General features: G+C 66.8%; 18 protein-coding genes. 16 read left to right on the top strand and 2 right to left on the bottom strand.

Annotated features, from left to right (window positions below):
* Window position 1 precedes the first annotated feature (1 nt).
* From mrdA to ACZK3W_RS18910, 6 genes are all read left to right on the top strand, one after another.
* Complete coding sequence (gene mrdA / locus ACZK3W_RS18935; protein WP_125893449.1) at window positions 2–2,089, top strand: penicillin-binding protein 2; 2,088 nt, start codon at window positions 2–4, stop codon at window positions 2,087–2,089.
* The gene (gene rodA / locus ACZK3W_RS18930) at window positions 2,086–3,198 is read left to right on the top strand and encodes a rod shape-determining protein RodA (protein WP_032130317.1); all 1,113 of its coding nucleotides are present in this window, start codon (window positions 2,086–2,088) and stop codon (window positions 3,196–3,198) included. Before mrdA ends, rodA (ACZK3W_RS18930) begins: the two co-directional genes overlap by 4 nt.
* A 192-nt stretch (window positions 3,199–3,390) precedes the next feature.
* Window positions 3,391–4,470: a rod shape-determining protein RodA gene (rodA, locus tag ACZK3W_RS18925; protein ID WP_049421382.1), complete on the top strand. Its 1,080-nt coding sequence runs from the start codon at window positions 3,391–3,393 to the stop codon at window positions 4,468–4,470.
* Between the two features lie 1,060 nt (window positions 4,471–5,530).
* Window positions 5,531–6,676 (top strand): lytic murein transglycosylase B, encoded by a 1,146-nt coding sequence (gene mltB, locus ACZK3W_RS18920; RefSeq protein WP_478445060.1) that lies wholly within the window; start codon window positions 5,531–5,533, stop codon window positions 6,674–6,676.
* On the top strand, window positions 6,673–7,947 hold the full coding sequence (locus tag ACZK3W_RS18915) for a septal ring lytic transglycosylase RlpA family protein (protein WP_478445059.1): 1,275 nt from the start codon (window positions 6,673–6,675) through the stop codon (window positions 7,945–7,947). Before mltB ends, ACZK3W_RS18915 begins: the two co-directional genes overlap by 4 nt.
* A 100-nt stretch (window positions 7,948–8,047) precedes the next feature.
* The gene (locus tag ACZK3W_RS18910) at window positions 8,048–9,268 is read left to right on the top strand and encodes a D-alanyl-D-alanine carboxypeptidase family protein (protein WP_032130313.1); all 1,221 of its coding nucleotides are present in this window, start codon (window positions 8,048–8,050) and stop codon (window positions 9,266–9,268) included.
* 174 nt (window positions 9,269–9,442) lie between these two features.
* Here ACZK3W_RS18910 and ACZK3W_RS18905 read toward each other — a convergent pair whose 3' ends face one another.
* Window positions 9,443–10,516, bottom strand: coding sequence for a lipid A deacylase LpxR family protein (locus ACZK3W_RS18905; protein WP_032130312.1), 1,074 nt, complete (start codon window positions 10,514–10,516; stop codon window positions 9,443–9,445).
* A 261-nt stretch (window positions 10,517–10,777) separates the two neighbouring features.
* Here ACZK3W_RS18905 and ACZK3W_RS18900 point away from each other — a divergent pair, with 261 nt between their 5' ends.
* The 7 genes from ACZK3W_RS18900 to gnd all read left to right on the top strand — a co-directional run bounded on the left by ACZK3W_RS18900 (window position 10,778) and on the right by gnd (window position 18,236).
* Window positions 10,778–11,056, top strand: a complete 279-nt coding sequence (locus ACZK3W_RS18900; protein WP_005411067.1) for a YbeD family protein — start codon at window positions 10,778–10,780, stop codon at window positions 11,054–11,056.
* Window positions 11,044–11,754, top strand: a complete 711-nt coding sequence (lipB, locus tag ACZK3W_RS18895; protein ID WP_032130311.1) for a lipoyl(octanoyl) transferase LipB — start codon at window positions 11,044–11,046, stop codon at window positions 11,752–11,754. The genes ACZK3W_RS18900 and lipB overlap by 13 nt, the downstream gene beginning before the upstream one ends.
* An 18-nt stretch (window positions 11,755–11,772) precedes the next feature.
* Window positions 11,773–12,783 carry a lipoyl synthase gene (lipA, locus tag ACZK3W_RS18890; protein WP_133935589.1) on the top strand — a complete coding sequence of 337 codons (1,011 nt, stop codon included), beginning with the start codon at window positions 11,773–11,775 and terminating at the stop codon, window positions 12,781–12,783.
* Between the two features lie 252 nt (window positions 12,784–13,035).
* Window positions 13,036–15,213: a carboxy terminal-processing peptidase gene (locus ACZK3W_RS18885; RefSeq protein ID WP_032130309.1), complete on the top strand. Its 2,178-nt coding sequence runs from the start codon at window positions 13,036–13,038 to the stop codon at window positions 15,211–15,213.
* A 242-nt stretch (window positions 15,214–15,455) separates the two neighbouring features.
* The gene (locus ACZK3W_RS18880; RefSeq protein WP_032130308.1) at window positions 15,456–16,064 is read left to right on the top strand and encodes a DUF2242 domain-containing protein; all 609 of its coding nucleotides are present in this window, start codon (window positions 15,456–15,458) and stop codon (window positions 16,062–16,064) included.
* A gap of 17 nt (window positions 16,065–16,081) precedes the next feature.
* On the top strand, window positions 16,082–17,320 hold the full coding sequence (locus ACZK3W_RS18875) for a hypothetical protein (protein ID WP_478450835.1): 1,239 nt from the start codon (window positions 16,082–16,084) through the stop codon (window positions 17,318–17,320).
* A 10-nt stretch (window positions 17,321–17,330) separates the two neighbouring features.
* Window positions 17,331–18,236 carry a phosphogluconate dehydrogenase (NAD(+)-dependent, decarboxylating) gene (gene gnd / locus ACZK3W_RS18870; protein WP_014648435.1) on the top strand — a complete coding sequence of 302 codons (906 nt, stop codon included), beginning with the start codon at window positions 17,331–17,333 and terminating at the stop codon, window positions 18,234–18,236.
* A 335-nt stretch (window positions 18,237–18,571) separates the two neighbouring features.
* On the opposite strand, the gene ACZK3W_RS18865 is transcribed toward gnd, so the two are convergent.
* The gene (locus ACZK3W_RS18865; RefSeq protein WP_032130517.1) at window positions 18,572–19,615 is read right to left on the bottom strand and encodes an oxidoreductase; all 1,044 of its coding nucleotides are present in this window, start codon (window positions 19,613–19,615) and stop codon (window positions 18,572–18,574) included.
* Window positions 19,616–19,786: 171 nt separating this feature from the next.
* Between ACZK3W_RS18865 and ACZK3W_RS18860 the strand changes: the two genes are divergently transcribed.
* The 3 genes from ACZK3W_RS18860 (at window position 19,787) to ACZK3W_RS18850 (ending at window position 22,655) form a co-directional block, all read left to right on the top strand.
* Window positions 19,787–20,170, top strand: coding sequence for a BON domain-containing protein (locus ACZK3W_RS18860; protein ID WP_478450183.1), 384 nt, complete (start codon window positions 19,787–19,789; stop codon window positions 20,168–20,170).
* Window positions 20,171–20,400: 230 nt separating this feature from the next.
* Window positions 20,401–22,218 (top strand): sensor histidine kinase, encoded by a 1,818-nt coding sequence (locus ACZK3W_RS18855; protein WP_032130516.1) that lies wholly within the window; start codon window positions 20,401–20,403, stop codon window positions 22,216–22,218.
* Window positions 22,215–22,655, top strand: coding sequence for a response regulator (locus ACZK3W_RS18850; protein WP_005411057.1), 441 nt, complete (start codon window positions 22,215–22,217; stop codon window positions 22,653–22,655). The genes ACZK3W_RS18855 and ACZK3W_RS18850 overlap by 4 nt, the downstream gene beginning before the upstream one ends.
* Window positions 22,656–22,658: the final 3 nt, after the last annotated feature.

Genomic DNA, 22,658 nt, shown 5'->3' with positions numbered 1-22,658 from the left:
CATGATCCCGCGCCGCCAGGTCAAGAACCCCCACGCCGAAGCCGAACAGTTCCGCCGCCGCGCGGCGCTGGGCTTCCTGGGTGTGCTGGTCTGCCTGCTGGGCCTGGGCGGCTGGTACTTCAAGCTGCAGGTGCTGGACCACGACGTCTACGCCACGCGCTCGGAAGCCAACCGCATCAAGCCGCGGCCGGTGGTGCCCGGGCGCGGCATGATCTACGACCGCAACGGCCGCCTGCTGGCCGAGAACGTGCCGGCCTTCCGCCTGGACGTGACCCCGGACAAGGTCAAGGACATGGACGCCACCCTGGAAGGGCTGGCGAAGATCATCAGCATCAGCCCGGAAGAACTGGAAGCGTTCAACAAGTCGCGCAAGGCGCGCCGCAAGTTCCTGCCGGTCACGCTGAAGCTGCGCATGAGCGACGAGGAGATGGCACGCTTCGCCGTCGACCGCTGGCGCTTCCCCGGCGTCGAGCTGGAACCCTATCTGACCCGTCGCTATCCCTATGGCGACCTGTTCGCGCACATCATCGGTTACGTCGGCCGCGTCGATGACAAGGACCTGGAAATCCTCGGCGAGGGCAATGCCGCGCTGACCCACATCGGCAAATCCGGTCTGGAGCGCTATTACGAGCAGCAGCTGCGCGGCAAGGTCGGCTACGAGCAGGTCGAGACCAACGTGCAGGGGCGTGCGATCCGCACCATCGGCCGCGTCGCCGCGCAGTCCGGCGCCGACCTGCGGCTGTCGATCGACGCCGACCTGCAGCGCGCCATGGTGGCCGCCTTCGGCGACCAGGAAGGCTCGGCGGTGGCGATGGACCCGCGCACCGGCGAAGTGCTGGCGATGGTCAGCCTGCCGTCCTACGACCCCAACCTGTTCGTCAACGGTATTTCCCATGCCGACTTCAAGGCGCTGAACGACAACCCGTCGCGGCCGCAGTTCAACCGCCTGGTGCTGGGTGGCGTCGCGCCCGGTTCCACGCTGAAGCCGCTGATCGGCCTGGCGGGCCTCGATTCGGGCGTGCGCCGCCCGGAAGACAAGGTGCTGTCCACCGGCATGTTCTACCTGCCCGGCACCTCGCGTGGCTGGGGTGACTCGCACCGCGGCGGCCACGGCTGGACCGACCTGCGCAAGTCGATCGCGCAATCGGTCAACACGTACTACTACAAGCTGGCGCTGGATCTGGGCATCGAGCGCTTCGACCATTACATGGAGTACTACGGCTTCGGCCAGCCGACCGGCATCGACCTGACCGGCGAGATCGGGGGCATCCTGCCGTCGCCGGCCTACAAGCGGAAGAGCCGCAAGGAAGCCTGGTATCCGGGCGATACAGTCAACATCAGCATCGGCCAGGGTGACTGGAAGGTCACTCCGCTGCAGCTGGCGCGGGGCGTCAGTGGGCTGGCCAACGGGCAGCTGCGCACGCCCCATCTGGTGATCCAGCAGCGTGCGGGGTTCGACCACGACTGGATGGCGACCGACCCGGGCGAGAGCAAACCGGTCAGTCCGAACCCGAACAACCTGCAGGCGGTGCGCGAAGGCATGATGGCCACCATGCTGCCTGGCGGCAGCGCTGCGCGGATGGCGGCCGGCGCGCCTTACACGATGGCCGGCAAGACCGGTACCGCGCAGGTCATCAGCCGCAAGGGTACCGCCGCGGTGAATCCGAAGAGCCTGCCGATGCACCTGCGCCACCGCGCGTTGTTCGTCGGCTTTGCGCCGGTCGAACAGCCGGTGATCGCGCTGGCGATCGCAGTGGAGGGCGGTGGTTACGGCGGCGCGGCGGCAGCGCCGATCGCACGCAAGGTGTTCGACGCCTACCTGCTGGGCAAGATGCCCGAAGGCATGCAGCCGCTGGACAGCGAGCGCGGCACCACCGCCATCGGTGCAACCGCATTCGACAACGAAGATGTGGGCGCGCGCCAGGCCGGTGACCTTGCTGCGGCACAACTGGGGGAACACCCCGTGCTGATTGGCGTGCCTGCGCCGGAACCGGCACCCGCACCCGCACCCGCACCGCAGCCGGGGCCGCCGGCCGCCGCCGCGCTGCCGGCCACGCCACGCCCGACCACCGCGGAGCCCGCACGATGAGAGTGTTCCTGCGTTGGGCCGGCGACATGCTGCGCCGCTTCTTCAGCACGCTGGACTGGGTACTGTGCCTGGCCCTGGGCGCGCTGATGGTGATCGGCCTGGCCACCTTGAAGAGTGCCGGTGGCGACGGCCTGGTGATGGCCCAGGGCGCGCGCTTTGCAGTGGGCATGGCCGCGCTGTGGGGCATCTCACGGGTACCGATCCTGCGCATCCGCTCGGCCACACCGATGATCTACGCGATCTCGATGATCCCGTTGCTGGCGGTGTTCGTGCTGGGCACCGGCAAATACGGCCGGCAGTGGCTGGACCTGAAATTCTTCTACCTGCAGCCGGCCGAGCTGCTGAAGGTCAGCCTGCCGATGATGGTGGCCTGGTACCTGCACAAGATGCCGTTGCCACCGCGCTTCAATACCGTGCTCGTGTCCCTGGTCATCATCGGCGTACCGACCGGCCTGGTGATGCTGCAGCCGGACTTCGGTACTGGTGTGCTGATCGCCGCCAGCGGCGTGTTCGTGTTGCTGTTGGCCGGCCTGCCGTGGTGGTGGGTCGGGCTGGGCGTAGGTGGCGTGGCTGCGGTCGCGCCGGTGGCCTGGTTCTGGCTGCTGCGGCCGTACCAGAAGGACCGCATCATGATGTTCCTGGACCCGGAGATGGATGCACTGGGAGCCGGCTGGAACATCATCCAGTCGAAGATCGCGATCGGTTCCGGCGGCTTCGATGGCAAGGGCTGGGGCGAGGGCTCGCAGTCACATCTGAACTTCATTCCCGAGCAGACCACCGACTTCGCGTTCTCGGTGCTGAGCGAGGAGTTCGGCTGGATCGGCGTGGCCACCGTGCTGGCGCTGTACCTGGTGGTGATCGGGCGCTGCCTGTGGATCGCCAGCCAGTCGCGCGATTCCTATTCGCGCCTGCTGGCCGGCGCCACCGGCCTGGCGTTCTTCGTCTACGTGCTGGTGAACGGCGGGATGATCTCCGGCCTGCTGCCGGTGGTGGGCGTGCCGATGCCGCTGATCAGCTATGGCGGTACCTCGGCGGTCTCGCTGCTGGCCGGCTTCGGGTTGGTGATGGCCGTGCGTAGCCACAATCCAGTGCACGGCGGCTACGGGTAACACCGGCCCCGCGCTTCGTCGCGCTTCCATATGCTCGCTTGCTTCTCGCTGTTCTGTAGAGTCGAGCCATGCTCGACTGCTTCTGCTGCATGAAAGGCAGTCGAGCATGGTTCGACTCTACAGACGCAGAAGCACCCTGACAGCTTCACGCAAGCGCGCGTTGTTACCGTGGCCAGCGTGGACTGGAAACGAATGCTTGGCGGCTGCCGTGAGGCGGTGCGCACGATCGACCTGCCGTTGCTGGTCGCGTTGTTGATCCTGATGGGCGCGGGGCTGGCGGTGCTGCACAGCGTTTCCGGTCCGGTCACCGGGCAGGCGGCGCGCTTCGCCGGTGGCCTGCTGGCGATGTGGCTGCTGTCGCGTGTTTCGCTGCTGCGCCTGCGCGCGTGGACACCGGCGCTGTACGCGCTGTCGATGCTGCCGCTGATGGCGGTGTATGTGATCGGCACCGGCAAGTACGGGCAGCGCTGGCTCAACCTCGGCGTCTTCTACCTGCAGCCCTCCGAGCTGCTCAAGCTCAGCCTGCCGTTGATGATGGCCTGGTACCTGCACCGGCAACCGCTGCCACCGTCACCACGCACGGTACTGACGGCCGCAGTGCTGATCGGCGTTCCCGCCGTGCTGATCCTGATGCAGCCCAACCTCGGCACCGCCACGCTGGTCACCGCCAGCGGCGTGTTCGCGTTGTTGCTGGCGGGCCTGCACTGGGGCTGGGTGGCCACCGGCGCGGTGGGGCTGGCGGTGGCCGCGCCACTGGCCTGGCTCGGCGTGTTGCGGCAGTACCAGAAGGATCGCGTACTGACCTTCCTAGACCCGGCAGCAGACCCGCTCGGCACCGGCTGGAACATCCTGCAGTCGCGCATCGCGATCGGTTCCGGTGGCTGGCAGGGACGTGGCTGGGGGCAGGGCACCCAGGCCACACTGGATTTCCTGCCCGAGTACACCACCGACTTCGCGTTTTCGGTGCTGGCCGAGGAGTTCGGCTGGATCGGTGTGGCGACGCTGTTCGCGCTGTACCTGTTCGTGGTCGGGCGTTGCCTGTGGATCGCAGTGCACGCGCGCGACACGCATGCGCGGTTGCTGGCCGGCAGCCTGGGGCTGGCGTTCTTCGTCTACGTATTGGTGAACGGTGGAATGATTTCCGGCCTGCTGCCGGTGGTGGGCATTCCGATGCCGTTGATCAGTTATGGCGGGACATCAGCGGTCTCGCTGCTGGCCGGCATCGGACTGGTGATGGCGGTACGTGGGCACCGGCCCGTGCACGGGGGATAGGGTTTCCAGCCAACGGCGCAGCCCCTCGTGGGTGGTCGCGCAAAGCAGTTCATGGGTGGGGCCGGGTAGATGGGCTGCGCAGGGGACGCTGCAAGTACGTCCATGTAAGCTCGGTCGCCGCATCCATGCGGCTCACGCCCCTGCGCAGCCCATCTACCCGGCCACGGACAGGTTCCGTGCGCGTCCACCCACGGAGAAGAAAAAGAAGATCAAAAGCAAAAGCGGCCTGGCGGGTCGCTTCCTTGCTTTGTGTAGAGCCGAAGGCAGCGGCAGGAGCCGCTGCCAACGTCGCCCACGGCGACGGCCCGAAGGGTGCCGGTCAGGACGACCGGCATAGCCATGCTCGGCTCTCGAGCAAGCGCAGCGCGCGACCCGCTTGTGATCTTCTCTTTCTTCTCCGTGGGTGGCAGACCACCGAAATCTGTCAGAGGGCGGTCGGGTTGGGTATGCGGGGGTGTCAGCCGCATGGATGCGGCTGCCAAGCCTCCAGGGACGGATTCACGGCGTCCCCCGCGTACCCAACCTGACCGGCCCAGCGGCGGCTTCTGCTTTCCGCAACACACCCCACCCACGAGGGGCTGCGCCGTTGGCTGGAAACTTCCTGACTCTGCGCAACGCCCGTTGTGGAAGCGTTCTCACAACGATGCACGGCAGCACGCCCACTGACCAAAGTCCGGAAAAAGCGTTAGCTGGTTCACACTTTTACAGCGCGTTGATCCTGATCAATGGACTTGTCGTAATCGGCCTGCACAATGGCGGCCCGTTCGGCACGGCGCGCCGTCAATCGTTGCAGCGCGAGGGGGCGTCGGGCGGGAAGCAGTACTGATCCAACGGGTACAGGGAGCGCGGAGCACTGCCACTGGGGAGCGGCAGCCGCGCGGGTACCGACCGGATCCGGTCGCCGGTTGCGTCTGCGGGGATGGGGACGCAACCGGCAACCTCTATCTGAATGGGGAAGTGTGATCACGACGTCTTCACATTTCCCGCTGCTCGCAGGCAAATCGTTGTGATTCATGGTGTTAGGGGTTTTAATTCATCCATGACCTGCTAACCTGCGACGATGATTCGACGCACTCTGGCCTGCATGCTCACCCTCGGCCTGGTCGCCTGCGCGACCCAGCCGAAGTCCCCACCGTCTTCGCCCCAGGCCAGCAGTACGCCGCGCCAGCCCGCCGCCAAGGCCCATGGCCCGGCCGAGGCCGCGCCCGAAGCCGCTGCCGCCACCGCGCCGCCGGTCGATCTCACCCCGGTGCCGTTCGAGGTCGCACGGGCCCGCTTCATTGCCGATACCGCCAAGCGCTATGGCCTGAAGCCGGAGCAGATCAGCAGCGTGCTCGACCAGGCGCAGGTGCGCCAGCCGATCATCGCCGCGATGTCGCGCCCGGCCGAACGGGTCAAGCCGTGGAACGAGTACCGGCCGATGTTCATCAGCAAGGCGCGCATCGATGGCGGCCGCGCGTTCCTGGCCCAGCATCGCGCCGAACTGGATCGCGTCCAGCAGCGCACCGGTGTGCCGGCCGAAGTGATCGTGGCGATCATCGGCGTGGAAACCAGCTACGGGAAGAATGCCGGCAGCCACCGCGTGCTGGATGCGCTGTACACGCTGGCCTTCTATTACCCGCGCAGCGGCGACCCGGCCAAGCTGGAACGCGAAGTGCGCCGCGAGCTGTTCTTCCGCGATGAGCTGGCCAAGCTGTTCGAGCTGGGCCGCGAAGAGAACCTGGACATCACCACGCTCAAGGGCAGCTATGCCGGCGCGATGGGCATGGGCCAGTTCATGCCGTCCAGCTACCTCGATTACGCGGTGGACGGTAATGGCGACGGCCGTCGCGACCTGTTCACCAGCTACGACGACGTGTTCTCGTCCATCGCCAACTACTTCGTGAAGAAGGGTGGCTGGGTGCGTGGCGGGCAGGTGGCCGTGCCGGCCACGTTGGCGCCGGGCCGCGAGGAATTCAATCCGACCGAATGGATGCCGACCTGGTCGCTGGCCGACCTGACCAAGCGTGGCTACCAGCCCAGCGCAGCGGTGCAGCCGGGCGCCACCGCCACGCCGATCACGCTTGAAGGCAGCACCGGCAAGCAGTACTGGCTGGGCTTCCAGAACTACTACGCGATCACCCGCTACAACCTCTCGAAGATGTACGCGATGGCCGTGTTCCAGTTGTCCCAGGCCATCGCCGGACAGGAGCTGCCCCCGGCATGAACATCAGATGGCTGGTCCCAGGCTTGATCGTCCTCGCGCTGGCTGCCTGCAGCAGCGCGCCGAAGAAGCCGGCCACGGCCGGCCATGGTGGCAAGTCCGGCGGCACCCTGGTGCAGGGGCGCGGCCCGCGCCCGGCACACTGCCCGGAAGGATCGCCCTACGCGGCGGCCAAGGAAGACCTGAGCACCCGCGGCAACTACACCGCCGGTGGCCTGTACAAGCCGGGCGTGCGTGACAGCACGCCGGACTACATTCCCAACGTGGCCTGCATCCCCGAGCCGGAAGTGACCGCGGAAGAACGCTCGGCGATCGGCAACAAGACGCCGTACGTGGTGCTGGGCAAGTCGTACAAAGTGCTCGACGACACCCGCAACTATGTCGAGCGTGGCACTGCGTCGTACTACGGTGCCAAGTTCCATGGCCGCCTGACCTCCAATCGCGAGGTCTACGACATGTACCAGTTCACCGCTGCGCACAAGACGCTGCCGCTGCCCAGCTTCGCCCGCGTGACCAACCTCGACAACGGTGAGTCGGTGATCGTGCGCGTCAACGATCGCGGTCCGTTCCATGATGGCCGCGTGGTTGATCTCAGCTATGCCGCCGCTGTGCGCCTGGGCATCACCCAGCGCGGCACCGGCAACGTGGAAGTGCGCGCGCTGCAGCCGGGTGAGGGCAACCTGCTGGCGCAGAAGCCGTCGCGCCGCGAGCGTCGTGCTGCGGAAGCTGCCGCCGCCAGCGCTGTAGCCAGTGCGCGCCCGGCACCGCCCGCGCGTGCCGCCGTCGACAGCGACATCGATCGCCTGGTCAAGGGGCTGCCGGCCGATGGCATGCCGGCGCGTGGCCAGCCGGCCACCACCCAGGGCGTGGCCAGCACCGTGCCGGATGTGGCGGTCAGCAGCCTGCCGCCGAGTGCTCCGCCGGTGCGCAGCACCGCATACGCGCCGGCTCCGGCGGTCGTTGCCAGTACCACGCCGCGCGCCGCTGCGCAGGCACCGGTCCGCACCGCCGCCGCTACCCCCAGCCTGTCGCAGCAGGTGGTGGGCGCAGTCATGGTGCAGGTTGCCAGCTTCTCCAACCGTGACAACGCCAACCGCGCGATGGGCCAGCTCAACGCCGCCGGCATCGTCGGTGCCACCATCAGTGACATCGCCGCCGGTGGCCGTACCCTGTTCCGCCTGCGCGTTCCCGCCAGCGACCATGCCAGTGCCGCGGAACTTGTCGGCCGCATCGCCGGTCTGGGTCTGGGTTCGCCGCAGATCGTCAAGGATTGATCCACCCGGGCCGGTGCTGCCGGCCCATGCTGCCCCGGCCTTACAATGGCCGCTACGTTCCACCCTCCATTCCCGGCCGTCCCCTGGAGCCTGCTGTCCAATGAATTTCCGTTCCGCCGCCACCGCCCTGGCCGCCACCCTGGTGGTGGGCCTGGCTTCCGCCCAGACGCCGCTGCCGACTCCGGCCACGCCGGCGCCTGCCGCCGCCGCTGCCGCCCCGGCCACCGTCGCCACTCCGCCGGCGCCGGCGCCGAGCGTGTCCAAGGCCTGGGTGCTGATGGATTACGCCACCGGCCAGGTGCTGGCTGGTGAAAACATCAACGAACAGCTGGCTCCGGCCAGCATCACCAAGGTGATGACGTCCTACGTGATCGCCGCCGAGGTCAAGAACGGCAAGGTCCGTGCGGATGACCAGGTGATGATGAGCGAACGCGCCTGGCGCGAAGGTGGCGCGGGTACCGATGGCAGCTACAGCGGCTTCCCGGTCAACCAGACCGCGCGCCTGGAAGACATGGAAAAGGGCATGGCGATCCAGTCCGGCAACGACGCCGCGATCGCCCTGGCCGAGCACGTGGCAGGCAGCGAAGAAGCTTTTGCTTCGCTGATGAACAGCTATGCCGCGAAGATCGGCATGAAGAATTCGCACTTCGTCAACGCCCATGGCCTGACTGCGCAGGGCCACCACAGCACCGCCTACGACCTGGCGCTGCTGGGCCGTGCGATGGTGCGCGATTACCCGGAAACCTACGCGTACAACAAGATCAAGGAATTCCAGGTCGGCAACATCAAGCAGCCGAACCGCAACCTGCTGTTGTGGCGCGATGGCAGCGTGGACGGCATCAAGACCGGCCACACCTCGGAAGCCGGCTACTGCCTGATGAGCTCGGCCCAGCGCGGCGACCAGCGCCTGATCGCCGTGGTGCTGGGCGGCCAGTCGGAAAAGCAGCGTGCCGATGACAGCCTGGCCCTGCTGAACTGGGGTTTCCGCTTCTTCGAGACCCACCGCCTGTACGAGCCGGGCAAGGCCGTGGCCGAGCACAAGGTCTGGAAGGGCACCACCGACAAGGTGCAGCTGGGCGTGGCCCAGCCGATGCTGGTGAGCGTGCCGCGCGGCCGCTACAACGACCTGAAGCCGAGCATCGACGTGCCCAAGACCCTGGAAGCACCGTTCACCGCCGGCCAGCAGATCGGCACCGTGAAGGTGATGCTGGATGGCAAGCTGGTGGCCGAAGCGCCGCTGGTGGCGGTGGCTGCCGTCGAACAGGCCGGCTTCTTCAAGCGCCTGTGGGACAGCTTCTGGATGTGGTGGGAATCGGAATGATCCACGCCCCGGCGTGGTGAAGGAAAAGGCCGGCAAATGCCGGCCTTTTCTGTTTCGGGATGCCGCTTGCGCATGAATCCTGCCGGATGTGGGGAGTGCCGGCCGCTGGCCGGCTCCTCATGAACCCATCCGGATATACCGGCCCCGGTGTGCCGACCAACGGTCGGCACCTACCTACAGCGAGCGGCTGATGGTGAAGCTGCCGAACACCGGCGCTTCGCGCTGGCCGTTGAACTCGCGCGTGCTGTGGTAACGCGCCGCAGCGAACTTCCAGCGTCCGTACATCACCGCCACGCCATAGCCGCCGTAGGCCACCACATGGCGCTTGTCCACACTGTGGCTGTTGCGGAACGTGTTGCCATCCAGCGTGATGTCACGGATCACCCAGGCGGCGTCCGAGGTCGCGAACAGGTGCCAGGACCAGCCATTGGGACGGCCGCCGCGGGTTGGTGCAGTGTTCTCACCGGCCGGGCGCAACGGCGTGCTGCCGAAGTCGTCCGGCAGCTTCCAGCCAAAGCGCACTTCACCGCCGAGATTGGCCTTGGTTTCCAGGTTGCCGATTGATCCGCCGTAGTGGCTGATGGCGTCCCAACCCCAGCCGTCGGCATTGACGCTGGCATCGCCCGGCCAGCGGCGCATGCGCTCATGGGTCAGCATGAACAGGGGCTCGTTGTGCAGCTGGTTGTCCCAGCCCTTGAATTTCTCGTCGCCCAGCACTTCGTGCACGGCATTCTGCACCTGCTTGCCCTGTGCCCACGGGCCAACCACGCCCAGCGTCAGCTGGGTGGTCTGCAGGCGGTCGCCGCTGCGCGCATTGAAACCGAAGTTTGCGATCAGTACGCCGGCGTAAGGGCGGTCGTCCTCGATCAGGTCCCTGCGGCTGAAATCGGTCGGGGTGAAGATGCCCTGGCCGATGCTGAAGATCATGTTCTGCTGTTCGAACTTGCCCGGATGCAGCCCTTCCAGGTACTGGTTCACCCAGCGGGCCATGCGTGGCAGGCAGGGGTCGTCGGTGTAATCGACCAGATTGGGCGAGACCAGGGTCAACAGTGCACCATTGGTATAGCCCTGGTCCTGGTGGCGGCCGCCGAACAGGTCGTTGTCAACGCGGAAATTGACCTGCGGAGGGTGATCGCGCATCGCGTCCGGGCCACATTGTTCGGCCGCCTGGGCGGCGAGGGGGAGGGCAGCAGCCAGCAGGCCGGACAGCCCGAGGGCTGCAAGGCGGCGTTGGGAAGGGGGGCTCATGTGGAGGTTTTTTCTGTCTGTCGATATATGCCGCGACACGGTACTCGTGCGGGCGTGATGGAACGAGCGCGTTCGAATCACTTGTCTGTTCCGAAAACGACATTGTCTCGTGAAGACAATCCTGCACTGTCCTGCGGCGCCCCAAGGGGCAATGGCCAATGCTGAACGGCCGTTCAGCTGCAACGCAGCGACTCACCGGTGCACTGTTTGACGTTGATGAATACTCTTGGGTTTGTTGGCCTGCGGCCCGATAATGGGGGCATGGAAATCAAGTCCGACAACCCCGACCACGGCTTCCAGTTCCCCGGCCAGTTCGAGCTCAGTGCCATGGGCCCGGCCAACCGCGGCCTGGAACATGAGCTTCCCCGCCTGCTGCTGGCTGCCGGCATCGATGTGGTGAATGAACGCATCAGCTGGAAGCATTCCTCCAACGGCAAGTACGTGTCCGTGCGCATCGTGTTCAAGGCCGAGAGCCGCGAACAGTACGACCTGGCGCACCAGGCACTGCGCGACCACCCGGAAGTGAAGTGGACGCTGTAGCCGACAGCTGCCCGGCCGAAGCCGCCCCGGAAGACCGCGCGCCGCGCCCGGCGCTGGTCCGCGACCTCGGCCGCCAGGCCTATGAACCGGTGTGGCGCGCCATGCAGCGCTTCACCGACCAGCGCAGCGAGGCCGACGCCGATGAGCTGTGGGTGGTCGAGCACGACCCGGTATTCACCCTGGGCCAGGCCGGCAAGGACGAGCATGTGCTGGCGCCGGGCGAGATCCCGGTGCTGCACGTGGACCGCGGCGGCCAGGTGACCTATCACGGTCCCGGCCAGCTGGTGGTCTATCCGCTGCTGCGCCTGCCACGGCTGGGCATCGGTGTGCGCGACTACGTGTGCCGCATCGAGCAGGCCATCATCGATACCCTGGCCGAGTGGAACATCGGCGCCGAACGCCGCGAGGGCGCCCCGGGCGTCTATGTCGGTGGCGCCAAGATCGCCGCGCTCGGCATCCGCGTGCGCCGCGGCTGTACCTTCCATGGCCTGGCCTTCAACGTGGCCATGGACCTGGAACCTTTCCACCGTATCAACCCCTGTGGCTATCAGGGGTTGCAGGTGACCTCGGTAGTAGACTTGGGCGGGCCCTCCGGGATGGAGGCCGTCAAGCCGGTGCTGCTGGACCACCTGGCCCGCCAGTTCGGCCTGCTGCTGCAGCCCACGCCCGAACTGCCTGATCTTTCTGCGGCCGCCTGACCGCCCCCCGGAACTGCCATGACTGAAACCACCGCCCGTTCCATTCCCCTGCAGATCGTGCAGGGCGACTCTCCGTCCGCCGCGCCGTTGCAGGCCGGGGTCAAGCAGCTGGGCGGTGACAAGATCAACCGCTCGCCGGTGCAGTTCGCCGATGCGCCGGTGCTGCGCAAGCCGTCCTGGATCCGCGTGCGCATTCCCTCGGGCAATGCGGTGCAGAACCTGAAGGCCAAGCTGCGCGAGAACCGCCTGGTGACGGTGTGCGAGGAAGCCAGCTGCCCGAACATCCACGAGTGCTTCGGCCACGGCACGGCAACGTTCATGATCCTCGGCGAGGTCTGCACCCGCCGCTGCTCGTTCTGCGACGTCGCCCACGGCCGCCCGAAGCCGCCGGATGCCAACGAACCGGCCAGCCTCGGCCAGACCGTGGCCGACATGGGCCTGAAATACGTGGTGGTGACCAGCGTCGACCGAGATGACCTGCGCGACGGCGGTGCCCAGCACTTCGTCGACTGCATCAGTGCCATCCGCGCGAAGTCGCCGGGCACCCGCATCGAAGTGCTGACCCCGGACTTCCGCGGCAAGGGCCGCATGGAGCGCGCGCTGGAGATTCTGGCGCAGAACCCGCCGGACGTGTTCAACCACAACATCGAAACCGTGCCGGACCTGTACCGCAACGTGCGCCCGGGTGCGGACTACCAGTGGTCGCTGAACCTGCTGAAGAACTTCAAGGCGCAGCACCCGGAGGTGCCGACCAAGAGCGGCATCATGCTGGGCCTGGGCGAAGAGTTCGAACAGATCAAGGCCACCATGCGCGACCTGCGCGCGCACGACGTGGACATGATCACCATCGGCCAGTACCTGCAGCCGACCGCGCATCACCACCCGGTGCTGAAGTACTGGACCCCCGAGGACTACAAGGCGCTGGAAGACTACGGCTACGAGCTGGGCTTCAGCCACGTGGCCTCCGGCCCGATGGTGCGCTCGTCGTACCACGCCGACGTGCAGGCCAAGGGCGCCGGCGTCTCCTGAGGTGGGTGCGGACCGTTGGTCCGCACGCCTTCGCCAAGCACGGCCCGGCGCTGCCAATGGGTGCCACCACCATCGTGGGTGCGGACCGTTGGTCCCACGCCTTCGCCTGCATTCACAATTTGCTACACCGGCCCGGCTAGGCTGGTTTTCCACCGAGCGCGGCCGGGTGACAAACCCGGCAACTTTCGGCACTGTCGTGGTGTCTTAACACCCCGCAGTCTCCCCCTTGGCAAGGCGCCTTCGAGCACGTCAATGAAATTCAAAGCCCCCGCATTCCTGATGGCCCTGGCGCTGGTCGCGCCGCTGGCGCTGGCGGCCAAGGCCGATTCGCCGGCATTGCCCGCTGCGGCAACCGCCGATCAGGTGACCACCTCCAAGCTGGTGTACGGCCTGCTGTCCGACAGCCGCTACGCGTACCGCCCGCGTGCGCTGGACGAGGCCACCTCCAAGGACGTGTTCAAGCGCTACCTGGAGACGCTGGACGGCGGCAAGCAGTACTTCACCCAGGCCGACGTGGCGCGCTTCGCGCCGTTCGAAGCCAACATTTCCTCGGCCATCCGTGGCGGCGAGCTGGAGCCGGCGTTCCAGGTGTTCGCGGTCTACAAGCAGCGCGTCGGCGAACGTGTGGCCTACGCGCGCAAGCTGCTCAAGCAGGAGCCGGACTTCACCACCGACGAGCGCTTCGAATACGACCGCAAGAAGGTGCCGTGGGCAGCCAGCAGTGCAGAGCTGGATGAGCTGTGGCGCAAGTCGGTCAAGAACGACTGGCTGCGCCTGAAGCTGGCCGGCAAGAAGCCGGACGACATCCGCAAGACGCTGGACAAGCGCTACGCGACGCTGGAGAAGTCGGTCAATGAACTGAAGGGCGAAGACGTCTTCCAGTTCTTCATGAACTCGTACACCAGCGCCGTTGACCCGCACACGGATTACTTCACGCCGCGCACCGCCGAGAACTTCAACCAGGCGATGTCGCTGTCGCTGGAAGGCATTGGTGCGCAGCTGCAGCGCCAGGACGACGTGGTGGTGATCCGCGAGATCATCGCCGGTGGCCCGGCCGCAGTGGATGGCACGCTGAAGCCGGGTGACCGTATCGTCGGCGTCGGCCAGGGCAAGTCCGGCCTGGTCGAGGACGTGATCGGCTGGCGCATCGACGATGTCGTGGCCAAGATCCGCGGCGCCAAGGATACCCAGGTCAAGCTGGAGTTCATCCCGGCTGCTGAGGGCGCCGACGGCAAGCACCACACTCTGGTGCTGACCCGCCAGAAGGTGCGCCTGGCCGAACAGGCCGCCAAGGGCGAGACCATGACCATTCCGGCCGCCAATGGCGAGCCGGCGCGCAAGGTCGGCGTGATCAAGCTGCCGACCTTCTACCAGGACTTCGAAGGCCGTCGCCGCAACGCGGCCGACTACGCCTCGGCCACCCGCGACGTGGCCAAGCTGCTGGCCGGCTTCAAGAACGACAAGCTGGACGGCGTGGTGCTGGACCTGCGCAACAACGGTGGTGGTTCGCTGGATGAAGCCATTGAACTGACCGGTCTGTTCATCGAGCAGGGCCCGGTGGTGCAGGTGCGCGAGTCCGGTGGCCGCGTCACCGTCAACAGCGACCGCAACCAGGGCGTGGCATGGGATGGCCCGCTGGCAGTGCTGATCAACCGCGGTTCGGCCTCGGCTTCGGAAATCTTTGCCGGTGCCATCCAGGATTACGGCCGTGGCCTGGTGATCGGTGAGACCAGCTTCGGCAAGGGCACCGTGCAGAACATCGTCGACCTGGACCGTTGGCCGAGTGGCGAGACCCAGCGCTTCGGCCAGGTGAAGCTGACCATCGCCCAGTTCTTCCGCATCAGCGGCAGCAGCACCCAGCACAAGGGTGTGGTGCCGGACCTGGCATTCCCGGCCAGCGTCGATGCCACCGAGTTCGGCGAGAGCACCTACGACAACGCGCTGCCGTGGACCCGCATCGCTGCCGTGCCGCACACCCAGTACGGCAACTTCGCGCCGCTGCTGCCGAAGCTGGAAACCCGCCATGACGCGCGCATCGCCGCCGACAAGGAATTCCAGTGGTGGAACGAGGACGTGCAGCAGTTCCGCACCGAGGCCGCGAAGAAGTACATCTCGCTCAACGAGGCCACTCGCCGCGCCGAGCGTGAGCGCCAGGACACCCAGCGCAAGGAGCGCCAGGCGATGCGCAAGGAGCTGGGCCTGGCCCTGGACCCGCTGGCCGATGACAGCAACGACGACGGCCTGACTGGCAACGAGCGCGACATCGTCAAGGATGCCGCCCGCGAGAAGGCTGCCGAGAAGCGTCCGGACCCGCTGCTGCGCGAGTCGGCCTCGATCCTGGCCGATGCGGTGAACCTGCTGGCCAATGACCGCCCGCTGTCGGCGCAGGTGCTGCCGCAGTCGACCGGCGCTGGTCGCTGGGCGGACTGAGCCGGCGACGGCATGTGATACCCGAGGGGCCGGTATTGCCGGCCCCTTTCTGTCTGGGGACCTCGTTCACGGTAGCGCCGGGCCATGCCCGGCGAGCGAAGTGCCACAAACGACTTAATCCCCTCCGTCCCCTTTTCTGTGCATGAACCGGCAGCAACGGGGTGGCTCGCTCACGCCGGTTTCAACCTGCCGCACACGGCCGCAGGGCTACCCTTGGCGGTACCGTCCTCGCAGGAGTACCCATGCGGGCCTCCCGTCTTTCCAGTGCTGCCGTGGCGCTCGCCAGTGCCCTGATCCTGTCGGCCTGTGGTGGCCGCGCCGCCGACAGTACGTTGCTGCGCGAATCCTTTGATTCCGGCGACACCTTCTCGCGTACCGTCGATGGCCGCCCCGGTGACGCCTGCGAGGCCGCGCGGCGCACCCTGCTCAGCCAGGGCTACGCCATCGCCCGCTCCGACGAAGCGCAGGTGGAAGGCAACAAGAACTTCCAGCCACGCGAGGATGATCACGAGCAGCTGGTGCTGCGCATCTCCTGTGCCCCGCGTGGCAGCCAGACGCTGGTGTTCGTCAGCGCGGTGCAGGACCGCTATGCGTTGAAGAAGAGCCCGACGTCGGCCAGCGTGGGCGTGGGTGCATTGGGCTCGGTGTCGCTGCCATTCGGCAGCAATGACGATTCGCTGGTGAAAGTGGCCAGCAGCACCGTCACCGATGCCGGGTTCTATCAGCGCTTCTTCCAGCGCCTGCAACAGTACCTGCCTGCGGATGCTGGCAAACCCGCACCGCCTGCGCTCGCGCCGCCCGAGCCTGCATCGTCCGAGCCCGCACCGGCCCGCAGCACGGATCAAGGGTGATCGTGCGCGGCACGTTGATGGGCGTGGCACTCCTGCTGATGCCCGCGCTGGGCATTGCGTCCGCAACGCCGGACTGCACGCAGGGCCTGCTGCAGCGGCTGGGATGGCGCTTTGACGGGGTCACGGCCGGTGCACCACAGGTGCACGGCGGCCCGGTGTGTACACGTGCCTCGCTGGCTGAAGCACAGGCGGCAGGCGATCTGCGCGTGGGGTGGCCGGCCGGAATGTCCCCCGCAGCACGCCAGGCGTTGCTGCAACAATTGCTGGACGATCCAGCCACGGTCTGCGCCTATGCCTTCGAACTGGGCGCGGCCACGCAACGTGCGGCCTCGGCACTGCACGACAACCCCACCTTCCGCTTCTCCGGCCTGCAGCTGGGCTGGATCGGCTTCGGCCTGCAGGGCCCACGCGCGCAAGGCTGGCAGCGCACACGCAGTTTCGGTCGTGGCTTCGTGCCGAGCGCGGGCAACAGTCATGCACTGGAGGCGTTCTACAGCGGTGCCGTGCGTGCCGAATGCGGGGTCGGCCGCCAGGTCGCGCAGCTGGCCACGCAACGAGAGCTTTATGGTGATGCCGCGTTCGATACGGAGTTCGCAGCGGATGAACTGTCGATCGGCACTTTCCTCGCCCTGCACGATACCGACAGCATCCTGCTCGGAGCCCACGCGGGCGATTTCTTCGCCGATGGCAAGGCGGTGCGCACCTCGGCGATGGGACGGCAGGCCTTCGTCGGCGTGCCCGGTTTCATCGAACACGTTCAAGACAAGAGCACGCTGGACGATCTGAGCAACCAGGCCGAGAACTTCGTCGTGGTCGAGGTGGGCGAGGGCGCCGCGCAGGCACTGGCTGCGCATGGCGGACTGGCCTGGTACGACCAGCGCAATGTCGAACTCTGGAAACTCGCGCAGGACATCCCGCGCATCGGCCAGCGGTACTTCGAGCGCCTGCTGTTCGAGCGCGATCCCAACCTTCGTGCACGGCTGGAACTGCGCTACCACGACACGCTGGCACGCATGGACCAGCTGCTGGACGATCCGTTCTACCAGCAGTTCGTGATCTATGTGCATCCACGCGGTATACGTCCCATCGGCTACCACATCGCCCGCCTGCTCGATCGCAACCCGCGAACGCCGTTTTCGATCGACCTGGCGGTGCACAATCTGCATACCACGCTCTACCGGCGTTGGCGCGAGGCGCAGCTGCGCCACTGCGCGGCTACCGGCAGGCCAGGCAGCCTGACCCTAGACCCCAACTGAAGGTGAAACAATGGATATTGCAATGATCGGCCTCGGCCGCATGGGCGCCAACATGGCCCAGCGCCTGCATCGCGGCGGCCACCGCGTGGTCGGCTACGACCCGGGCGAAGGCGCCCGCCAGCGCGCTGCCGAGGCCGGCCTGGAGGTGGTCGATTCGCTGGCCGCCGCGGTTGCCGCGCTGCCGGTGCCGCGCGTGGTGTGGCTGATGGTGCCGGCCGGCGAAACCGTCGACCAGACCTTGGGCCAGCTGACCCCGCACCTGGCCGAGGGTGACATCGTCATCGATGGCGGCAACTCCAACTACCAGGACTCGATCCGCCGCGCCAAGGCCCTGGCCGAAGACGATCTGGGCTACGTCGACTGCGGCACCAGTGGTGGCGTGTGGGGCCTGCAGGAGGGCTACAGCCTGATGGTCGGTGGCGAAGCGTCGGTGGTGGAGCAGATCGCACCGCTGCTGCGCACGCTGGCACCGGCCGAAGATCGTGGCTGGGGTCGTGTCGGCCCGTCCGGCGCTGGCCACTTCACCAAGATGGTCCACAACGGCATCGAGTACGGAATGATGCAGGCCTACGCCGAAGGCTTCGCGCTGATGGAGCGCAAGCAGGAAATGGAACTGGACCTGGCCCAGGTCGCCGAAGTCTGGCGCCACGGCAGCGTGGTGCGTTCGTGGCTGCTGGACCTGAGCACTGAAGCCCTCAAGCGCAATCCGTCGCTGGATGGCATCGCCCCGTACGTGGAGGATTCCGGCGAAGGCCGCTGGACCGTGGCCGAAGCGATCGCGCTCGATGTGCCGGCACCGGTGATCACCCTGTCGCTGCTGGAACGCCTGCGCTCGCGCGAATCGAATTCGTTCACGGACCGCCTGCTGTCAGCGATGCGCAACGAGTTCGGCGGCCACGCCATCAAGAAATCGTAAGCACCGCGGTGGGGTCGGAGCCCTTCGGCGTTGCCGAAGGGCTCCGACCCCATGAAGCCAGTCGAGCATGGCTCGACTCTACAAAAGCCGTCTCCGATGGTTTCCACGTCGATGTGTCGACCAAGGTCGACACCTACCGTCGGGCGCGGGAATCTGTCGAAGGCGGGGTGGGTCCGGTTGCGGGGGCGTGAGCGCCATGGATGGCGCGACCGAGCCTACAGGGACGTATTTACGGCGTCCCCCGCAACCGGACCCACCCCGCCATCACACGGATAGCTTGCCTTTGACGTTGACGTTGCCGTCGATTCGGCAGGTGCAGGGCGCAGCCCTGCCGGTCACCCCAACTGAACCCGCCGCCCTTCGCGCGCGCTGTCCATGCCGGCCTGCAGCAACCGCATCAGCTGCAGTGCCTGCACCGGGCTGACCGTCGGCTCGCCATCACCGTGCATCGCCGCCGCGAACTGCGAATACAGCCGCCGGTAGTCGCCCGGCAGGTTGTCCACGGTACTGCGCTGCACATTGTCCTCAGCATCGCAGCGCACCAGCTCGCCGTGCCGTGGGTCGATGCCCCAGCCTGGCGCCCCTGGCGCAACACCGCGCCGCAGCTGTGCCTCCTGCACGTCCAGCCCATGCTTGATCCAGCTGCCACGACTGCCATGCACACTGAAGTGCGGCGTGGGGGCCGCCACCAGCGAACCGGCATGCACGATCGCGCGATGCCTCGGGTAGTGCAGTACCGCGTGGAAGTAATCGATGCCGCTGCCACCTTCGCGTTGCACGGCCAGATCGGCATCGATGGCCTCGGGCCAGCCGAACAGCACCAGCATCTGGTCCAGCAGGTGCGGTCCGAGGTCGTACCACAGGCCGCTGCCCGGTCCGTCCTGCTCGCGCCAGCGGTCGCGCACCTGCGGCCGGTAGCGGTCGAAGTGCGCATGGCACTCGGCCACGTCACCGAGCGCGCCTTCGGCCAGCAGCGCCTGCAGGGTGAGGAAGTCGGCATCGAAGCGCCGGTTCTGGAACACGGTCGCGATGCGTCCGGCATCACGTGCCGCAGCCAGCACCGCTTCGGCTTCAGCGACATCCAGCGCGAACGGCTTGTCGACCAGCACGTGCTTGCCCGCGGCCAATGCCGCGATCGCCAGCGGTGCGTGTTGTGCGTTCGGAGTGGCGATCACCACCGCGTCCACCGCCGGGTCGTCGAACACCTCCTGCGGCGTGGCGCGCACGTGCACGTCGCTGAACGCGCGCAGCAACGTGTCGCGCTGCGAACTGACGATGCTGTGCAGCACCAGCCCGGGCGTGTGCTGGATCAGCGGCGCATGGAAGACGCGGCCGGCGAGGCCGTAGCCGATCAGGGCCAGTTGCAGGTCGGGGCGCATGAGGCGGCTCCGGCAATGGGGAAGGGCAGGGTAAACGACACCTGCGTACAGGCCAAAACTGAACCGTTGCCGTTGGAATCGCCTCGATTCACAGCGGCATGACCGCAACGCCACGCCTGCTCTACGGCGGCTTGTCCAGACTGGCAGCACATCCCGAAGGAGTACGACACGATGAGCAATACCACCCGCACGCTGATTGCTTCCGCCCTGACCCTGGGCCTGGCGCTGTCCTCCTCGGCTGCATTCGCCAAGGACCCGGCCGCGAAGAACCCGCCGACCAGCACCCATCCGGCAACCCATGCCGATCGCCATGACTCCAACGAGCCGGTGACCGATACCTGGATCACCACCAAGGTGAAGGCCGATCTGCTGGCCAGCAGCAACGTTCCGGGCACTGAAATCAAGGTGGAAACCGTGAACGGCGTGGTCAGCCTGAGTGGTGCCGTGGCCACCCAGGCCGAGAAGGACAAGGCGGTCACCACCGCCAAGGGCATCAAGGGCGTGACCCGCGTCGATGCCGCTGCATTGAAGGTCAGCGCTGCTGCCAAGCGCTGACCCCGGAGGGCGCCCCGCATGGGGCGCCCGCTGCCTGGGTAGAGCCGAGCTTGCTCGACTGCCCTTTGGGTTGCAGCCGAGCACGTCCCGGCTCTACCGTGGGTTTCCGCAACCCGTTCAGCCAACCAGGCGGGAAACTCCAGAGTTGTGACCGCCTGCGCTATATTGCCCGTTCCGCCGCAGCCGGGCCGGTATCGGCCTACGCTCCGCGGCTGTGCTGACGAGGAACTATGGCGCTGGTTTTCAGTGATGACATCTGGGACCGTTGGCGGTTGCCGGCCTTGGCGCTGGCTGCTGCCGCGATCATCGTGGTGCCGTGGTTGACCCTGCGCCAACTGCAGCAGGACAGCGAAGATGCGATGGCCTGGGTCAATCATACCCAGGCCGTGGGTGTGGCCCTGCAGCAGCTGCAGGCCGATGTACGCGATGTCGAATCGGCTGCGCTGACCCTGTCCAAGGGTGTGGATGCGCCTGGCCTGCGCGAGCGCATGGCCAAAGCCAATGACCTTCCCGGTCGCCTGGCTGAACTGGGCCGGATGACCCGTGACAATCCTGAGCAGCTGATCCGCATCGGCCGCATCGAGTCGATGCTGGAAGGGCGCATGGCGCTTGCCCGCGAACTGGCAAAGTCCGAACCCAACAGTGATCAGCGCGAGCTGGTGCAGGACCTGAGCACGCGCTATCCGATCCGTGGCCTGGTGGAGGAACTGCAGGCGAGCGAGCAGAAGCTGCTGACACAGCGCGCCGAGCAGGCCGCACGCCAGCGCAAGCAGACCGAGCTGGTGTCGTGGAGTTCGCTGGTGATCCAGCTGGCGCTGCTCGGCCTGGTGCTGTGGCTGCTGCAGCGGCAGATCGGTCGCCGCCTGCATGCCGAACGGCAGTCGCTGCGTTCGGCCGCGCGTGCAGCCTCGGTGCTGCAGACCGTGCGTGAGCCGATCGTGCTGCTCGACCGCGACCTGCGTGTGCAGCTGCACAACCCTGCCTTCGCCGAGCTGTACGGGCTGCAGGATGAACGCGCCGATGGCCTGTTGCTGGACACTGTCGGCGACGGTGCATGGAAAGACCCCGTGATGCGCCAGCGACTGTCCGATGTGCTGTTGCGCGGCCGCGAACTGTGGGACTTCGAGCATGAACAGCGCGCCGCCGATGGCATGGTGCGCTACATGCTGCTCAACGCGCGGCGCATGCCGCTGCCGGACACCGACGACGAAGTGGTGTTGCTCACGGTCAGCGACGTCACCGTGCAGCGTGCCGTGCAGCTGCGGGTGGAGGAACTGAACCGCCAGCTGGAAGGCAAGGTTGCGCAGGTGTCCGAGGTCAACAGGGAACTGGAAGCCTTCAGCTACTCGGTGTCGCACGACCTGCGTGCACCACTGCGCCACGTGGCCGGTTTCTCCGACAAGCTGTCGCGCCATCTGGGCGACGCCGCCGATGACAAGAGCCGCCATTACCTGGAGGTGATCTCCAGTTCGGCGCGGCGCATGGCGGCACTGATCGACGACCTGCTGGTCTACTCGCGGCTGGGCCGCGCGGCAATGCGCCAGCAGGCGGTGGACATGCAGTCGCTGGTGGCCGATACCCGCGCCATGCTCGATTCCAACCTGCAGGCCGAGGCCGAGAACAGCGGCCATGCGCACCACGTGGAGTGGAGCATCGCGCCGCTGCCGATCGTGGTGGGCGATGAGAACATGATCCGCCAGGTCTGGCTGAACCTGCTCGGCAACGCGGTGAAGTACTCGGGCAACCGCGAACCAGCGAAGATCCGCGTGGACTACCAGCCGCAGCCTGACGGCGGTCATCAGTTCACGGTCAGCGACAATGGTGCAGGCTTTGACATGGCCTACGCCGGCAAGCTGTTTGGTGTCTTCCAGCGCCTGCACAAGGCCAGCGACTACCCGGGTACCGGCATCGGCCTGGCCAGCGTGCGCCGCGTGCTGACCCGCCATGGCGGCCGTATCTGGGCCGAGGCCGAACCGGACGTCGGCGCCACCTTCCACTTCTACCTGCCTCCCGCGATCGACGCGGACAAACAAGGGCCTTCTGCATGACCACTCTGCGCACCATTCTTCTCGCCGAAGACAGCCCGGCTGATGCCGAAATGGCGATCGACGCCCTGGAAGAGGCGCGTCTGGCCAACCCCATCGTGCACGTCGAGGATGGCGTGGAAGTGATGGACTACCTGTTGCGCCGTGGTGCCTTCGCCAACCGCGAGGAAGGCCTGCCGGCGGTGCTGCTGCTGGACATCAAGATGCCGCGCATGGATGGCCTGGAGGTGCTGCGGCAGATCCGCGAGCACGAAGAGCTCAAGCGCCTGCCGGTGGTGATCCTGTCGTCCTCGCGCGAGGAAAGCGACCTGGCCCGCAGCTGGGACATGGGCGTGAACGCCTATGTGGTCAAGCCGGTGGACGTGGACCAGTTCTTCGGCGCGGTGCAGACCCTGGGCAAGTTCTGGGCGTTGATCAACCAGGCACCGGAACTCGAGTGAGCC

The organism is Stenotrophomonas sp. 80084_Sma (assembly GCF_056481995.1).
Note: the sequence above shows the minus strand (reverse complement) of the source record. Positions and strands in the feature narration are given on the sequence as shown.

Bases quoted from the DNA above. Each gene is read 5' to 3' on its own strand.
- ACZK3W_RS18905 (WP_032130312.1), bottom strand. From the start codon at position 10,516: ATGAGCCCCCCTTCCCAACGCCGCCTTGCAGCCCTCGGGCTGTCCGGC.
- ACZK3W_RS18865 (WP_032130517.1), bottom strand. From the start codon at position 19,615: ATGCGCCCCGACCTGCAACTGGCCCTGATCGGCTACGGCCTCGCCGGC.
- ACZK3W_RS18850 (WP_005411057.1), top strand. From the start codon at position 22,215: ATGACCACTCTGCGCACCATTCTTCTCGCCGAAGACAGCCCGGCTGAT.
- lipA (WP_133935589.1), top strand. From the start codon at position 11,773: ATGACTGAAACCACCGCCCGTTCCATTCCCCTGCAGATCGTGCAGGGC.
- mrdA (WP_125893449.1), top strand. From the start codon at position 2: ATGATCCCGCGCCGCCAGGTCAAGAACCCCCACGCCGAAGCCGAACAG.
- ACZK3W_RS18855 (WP_032130516.1), top strand. From the start codon at position 20,401: ATGGCGCTGGTTTTCAGTGATGACATCTGGGACCGTTGGCGGTTGCCG.
- ACZK3W_RS18885 (WP_032130309.1), top strand. From the start codon at position 13,036: ATGAAATTCAAAGCCCCCGCATTCCTGATGGCCCTGGCGCTGGTCGCG.
- rodA (WP_032130317.1), top strand. From the start codon at position 2,086: ATGAGAGTGTTCCTGCGTTGGGCCGGCGACATGCTGCGCCGCTTCTTC.
- mltB (WP_478445060.1), top strand. From the start codon at position 5,531: ATGATTCGACGCACTCTGGCCTGCATGCTCACCCTCGGCCTGGTCGCC.
- rodA (WP_049421382.1), top strand. From the start codon at position 3,391: ATGCTTGGCGGCTGCCGTGAGGCGGTGCGCACGATCGACCTGCCGTTG.
- ACZK3W_RS18880 (WP_032130308.1), top strand. From the start codon at position 15,456: ATGCGGGCCTCCCGTCTTTCCAGTGCTGCCGTGGCGCTCGCCAGTGCC.
- gnd (WP_014648435.1), top strand. From the start codon at position 17,331: ATGGATATTGCAATGATCGGCCTCGGCCGCATGGGCGCCAACATGGCC.
- ACZK3W_RS18915 (WP_478445059.1), top strand. From the start codon at position 6,673: ATGAACATCAGATGGCTGGTCCCAGGCTTGATCGTCCTCGCGCTGGCT.
- ACZK3W_RS18900 (WP_005411067.1), top strand. From the start codon at position 10,778: ATGGAAATCAAGTCCGACAACCCCGACCACGGCTTCCAGTTCCCCGGC.
- ACZK3W_RS18860 (WP_478450183.1), top strand. From the start codon at position 19,787: ATGAGCAATACCACCCGCACGCTGATTGCTTCCGCCCTGACCCTGGGC.
- ACZK3W_RS18875 (WP_478450835.1), top strand. From the start codon at position 16,082: ATGGGCGTGGCACTCCTGCTGATGCCCGCGCTGGGCATTGCGTCCGCA.
- ACZK3W_RS18910 (WP_032130313.1), top strand. From the start codon at position 8,048: ATGAATTTCCGTTCCGCCGCCACCGCCCTGGCCGCCACCCTGGTGGTG.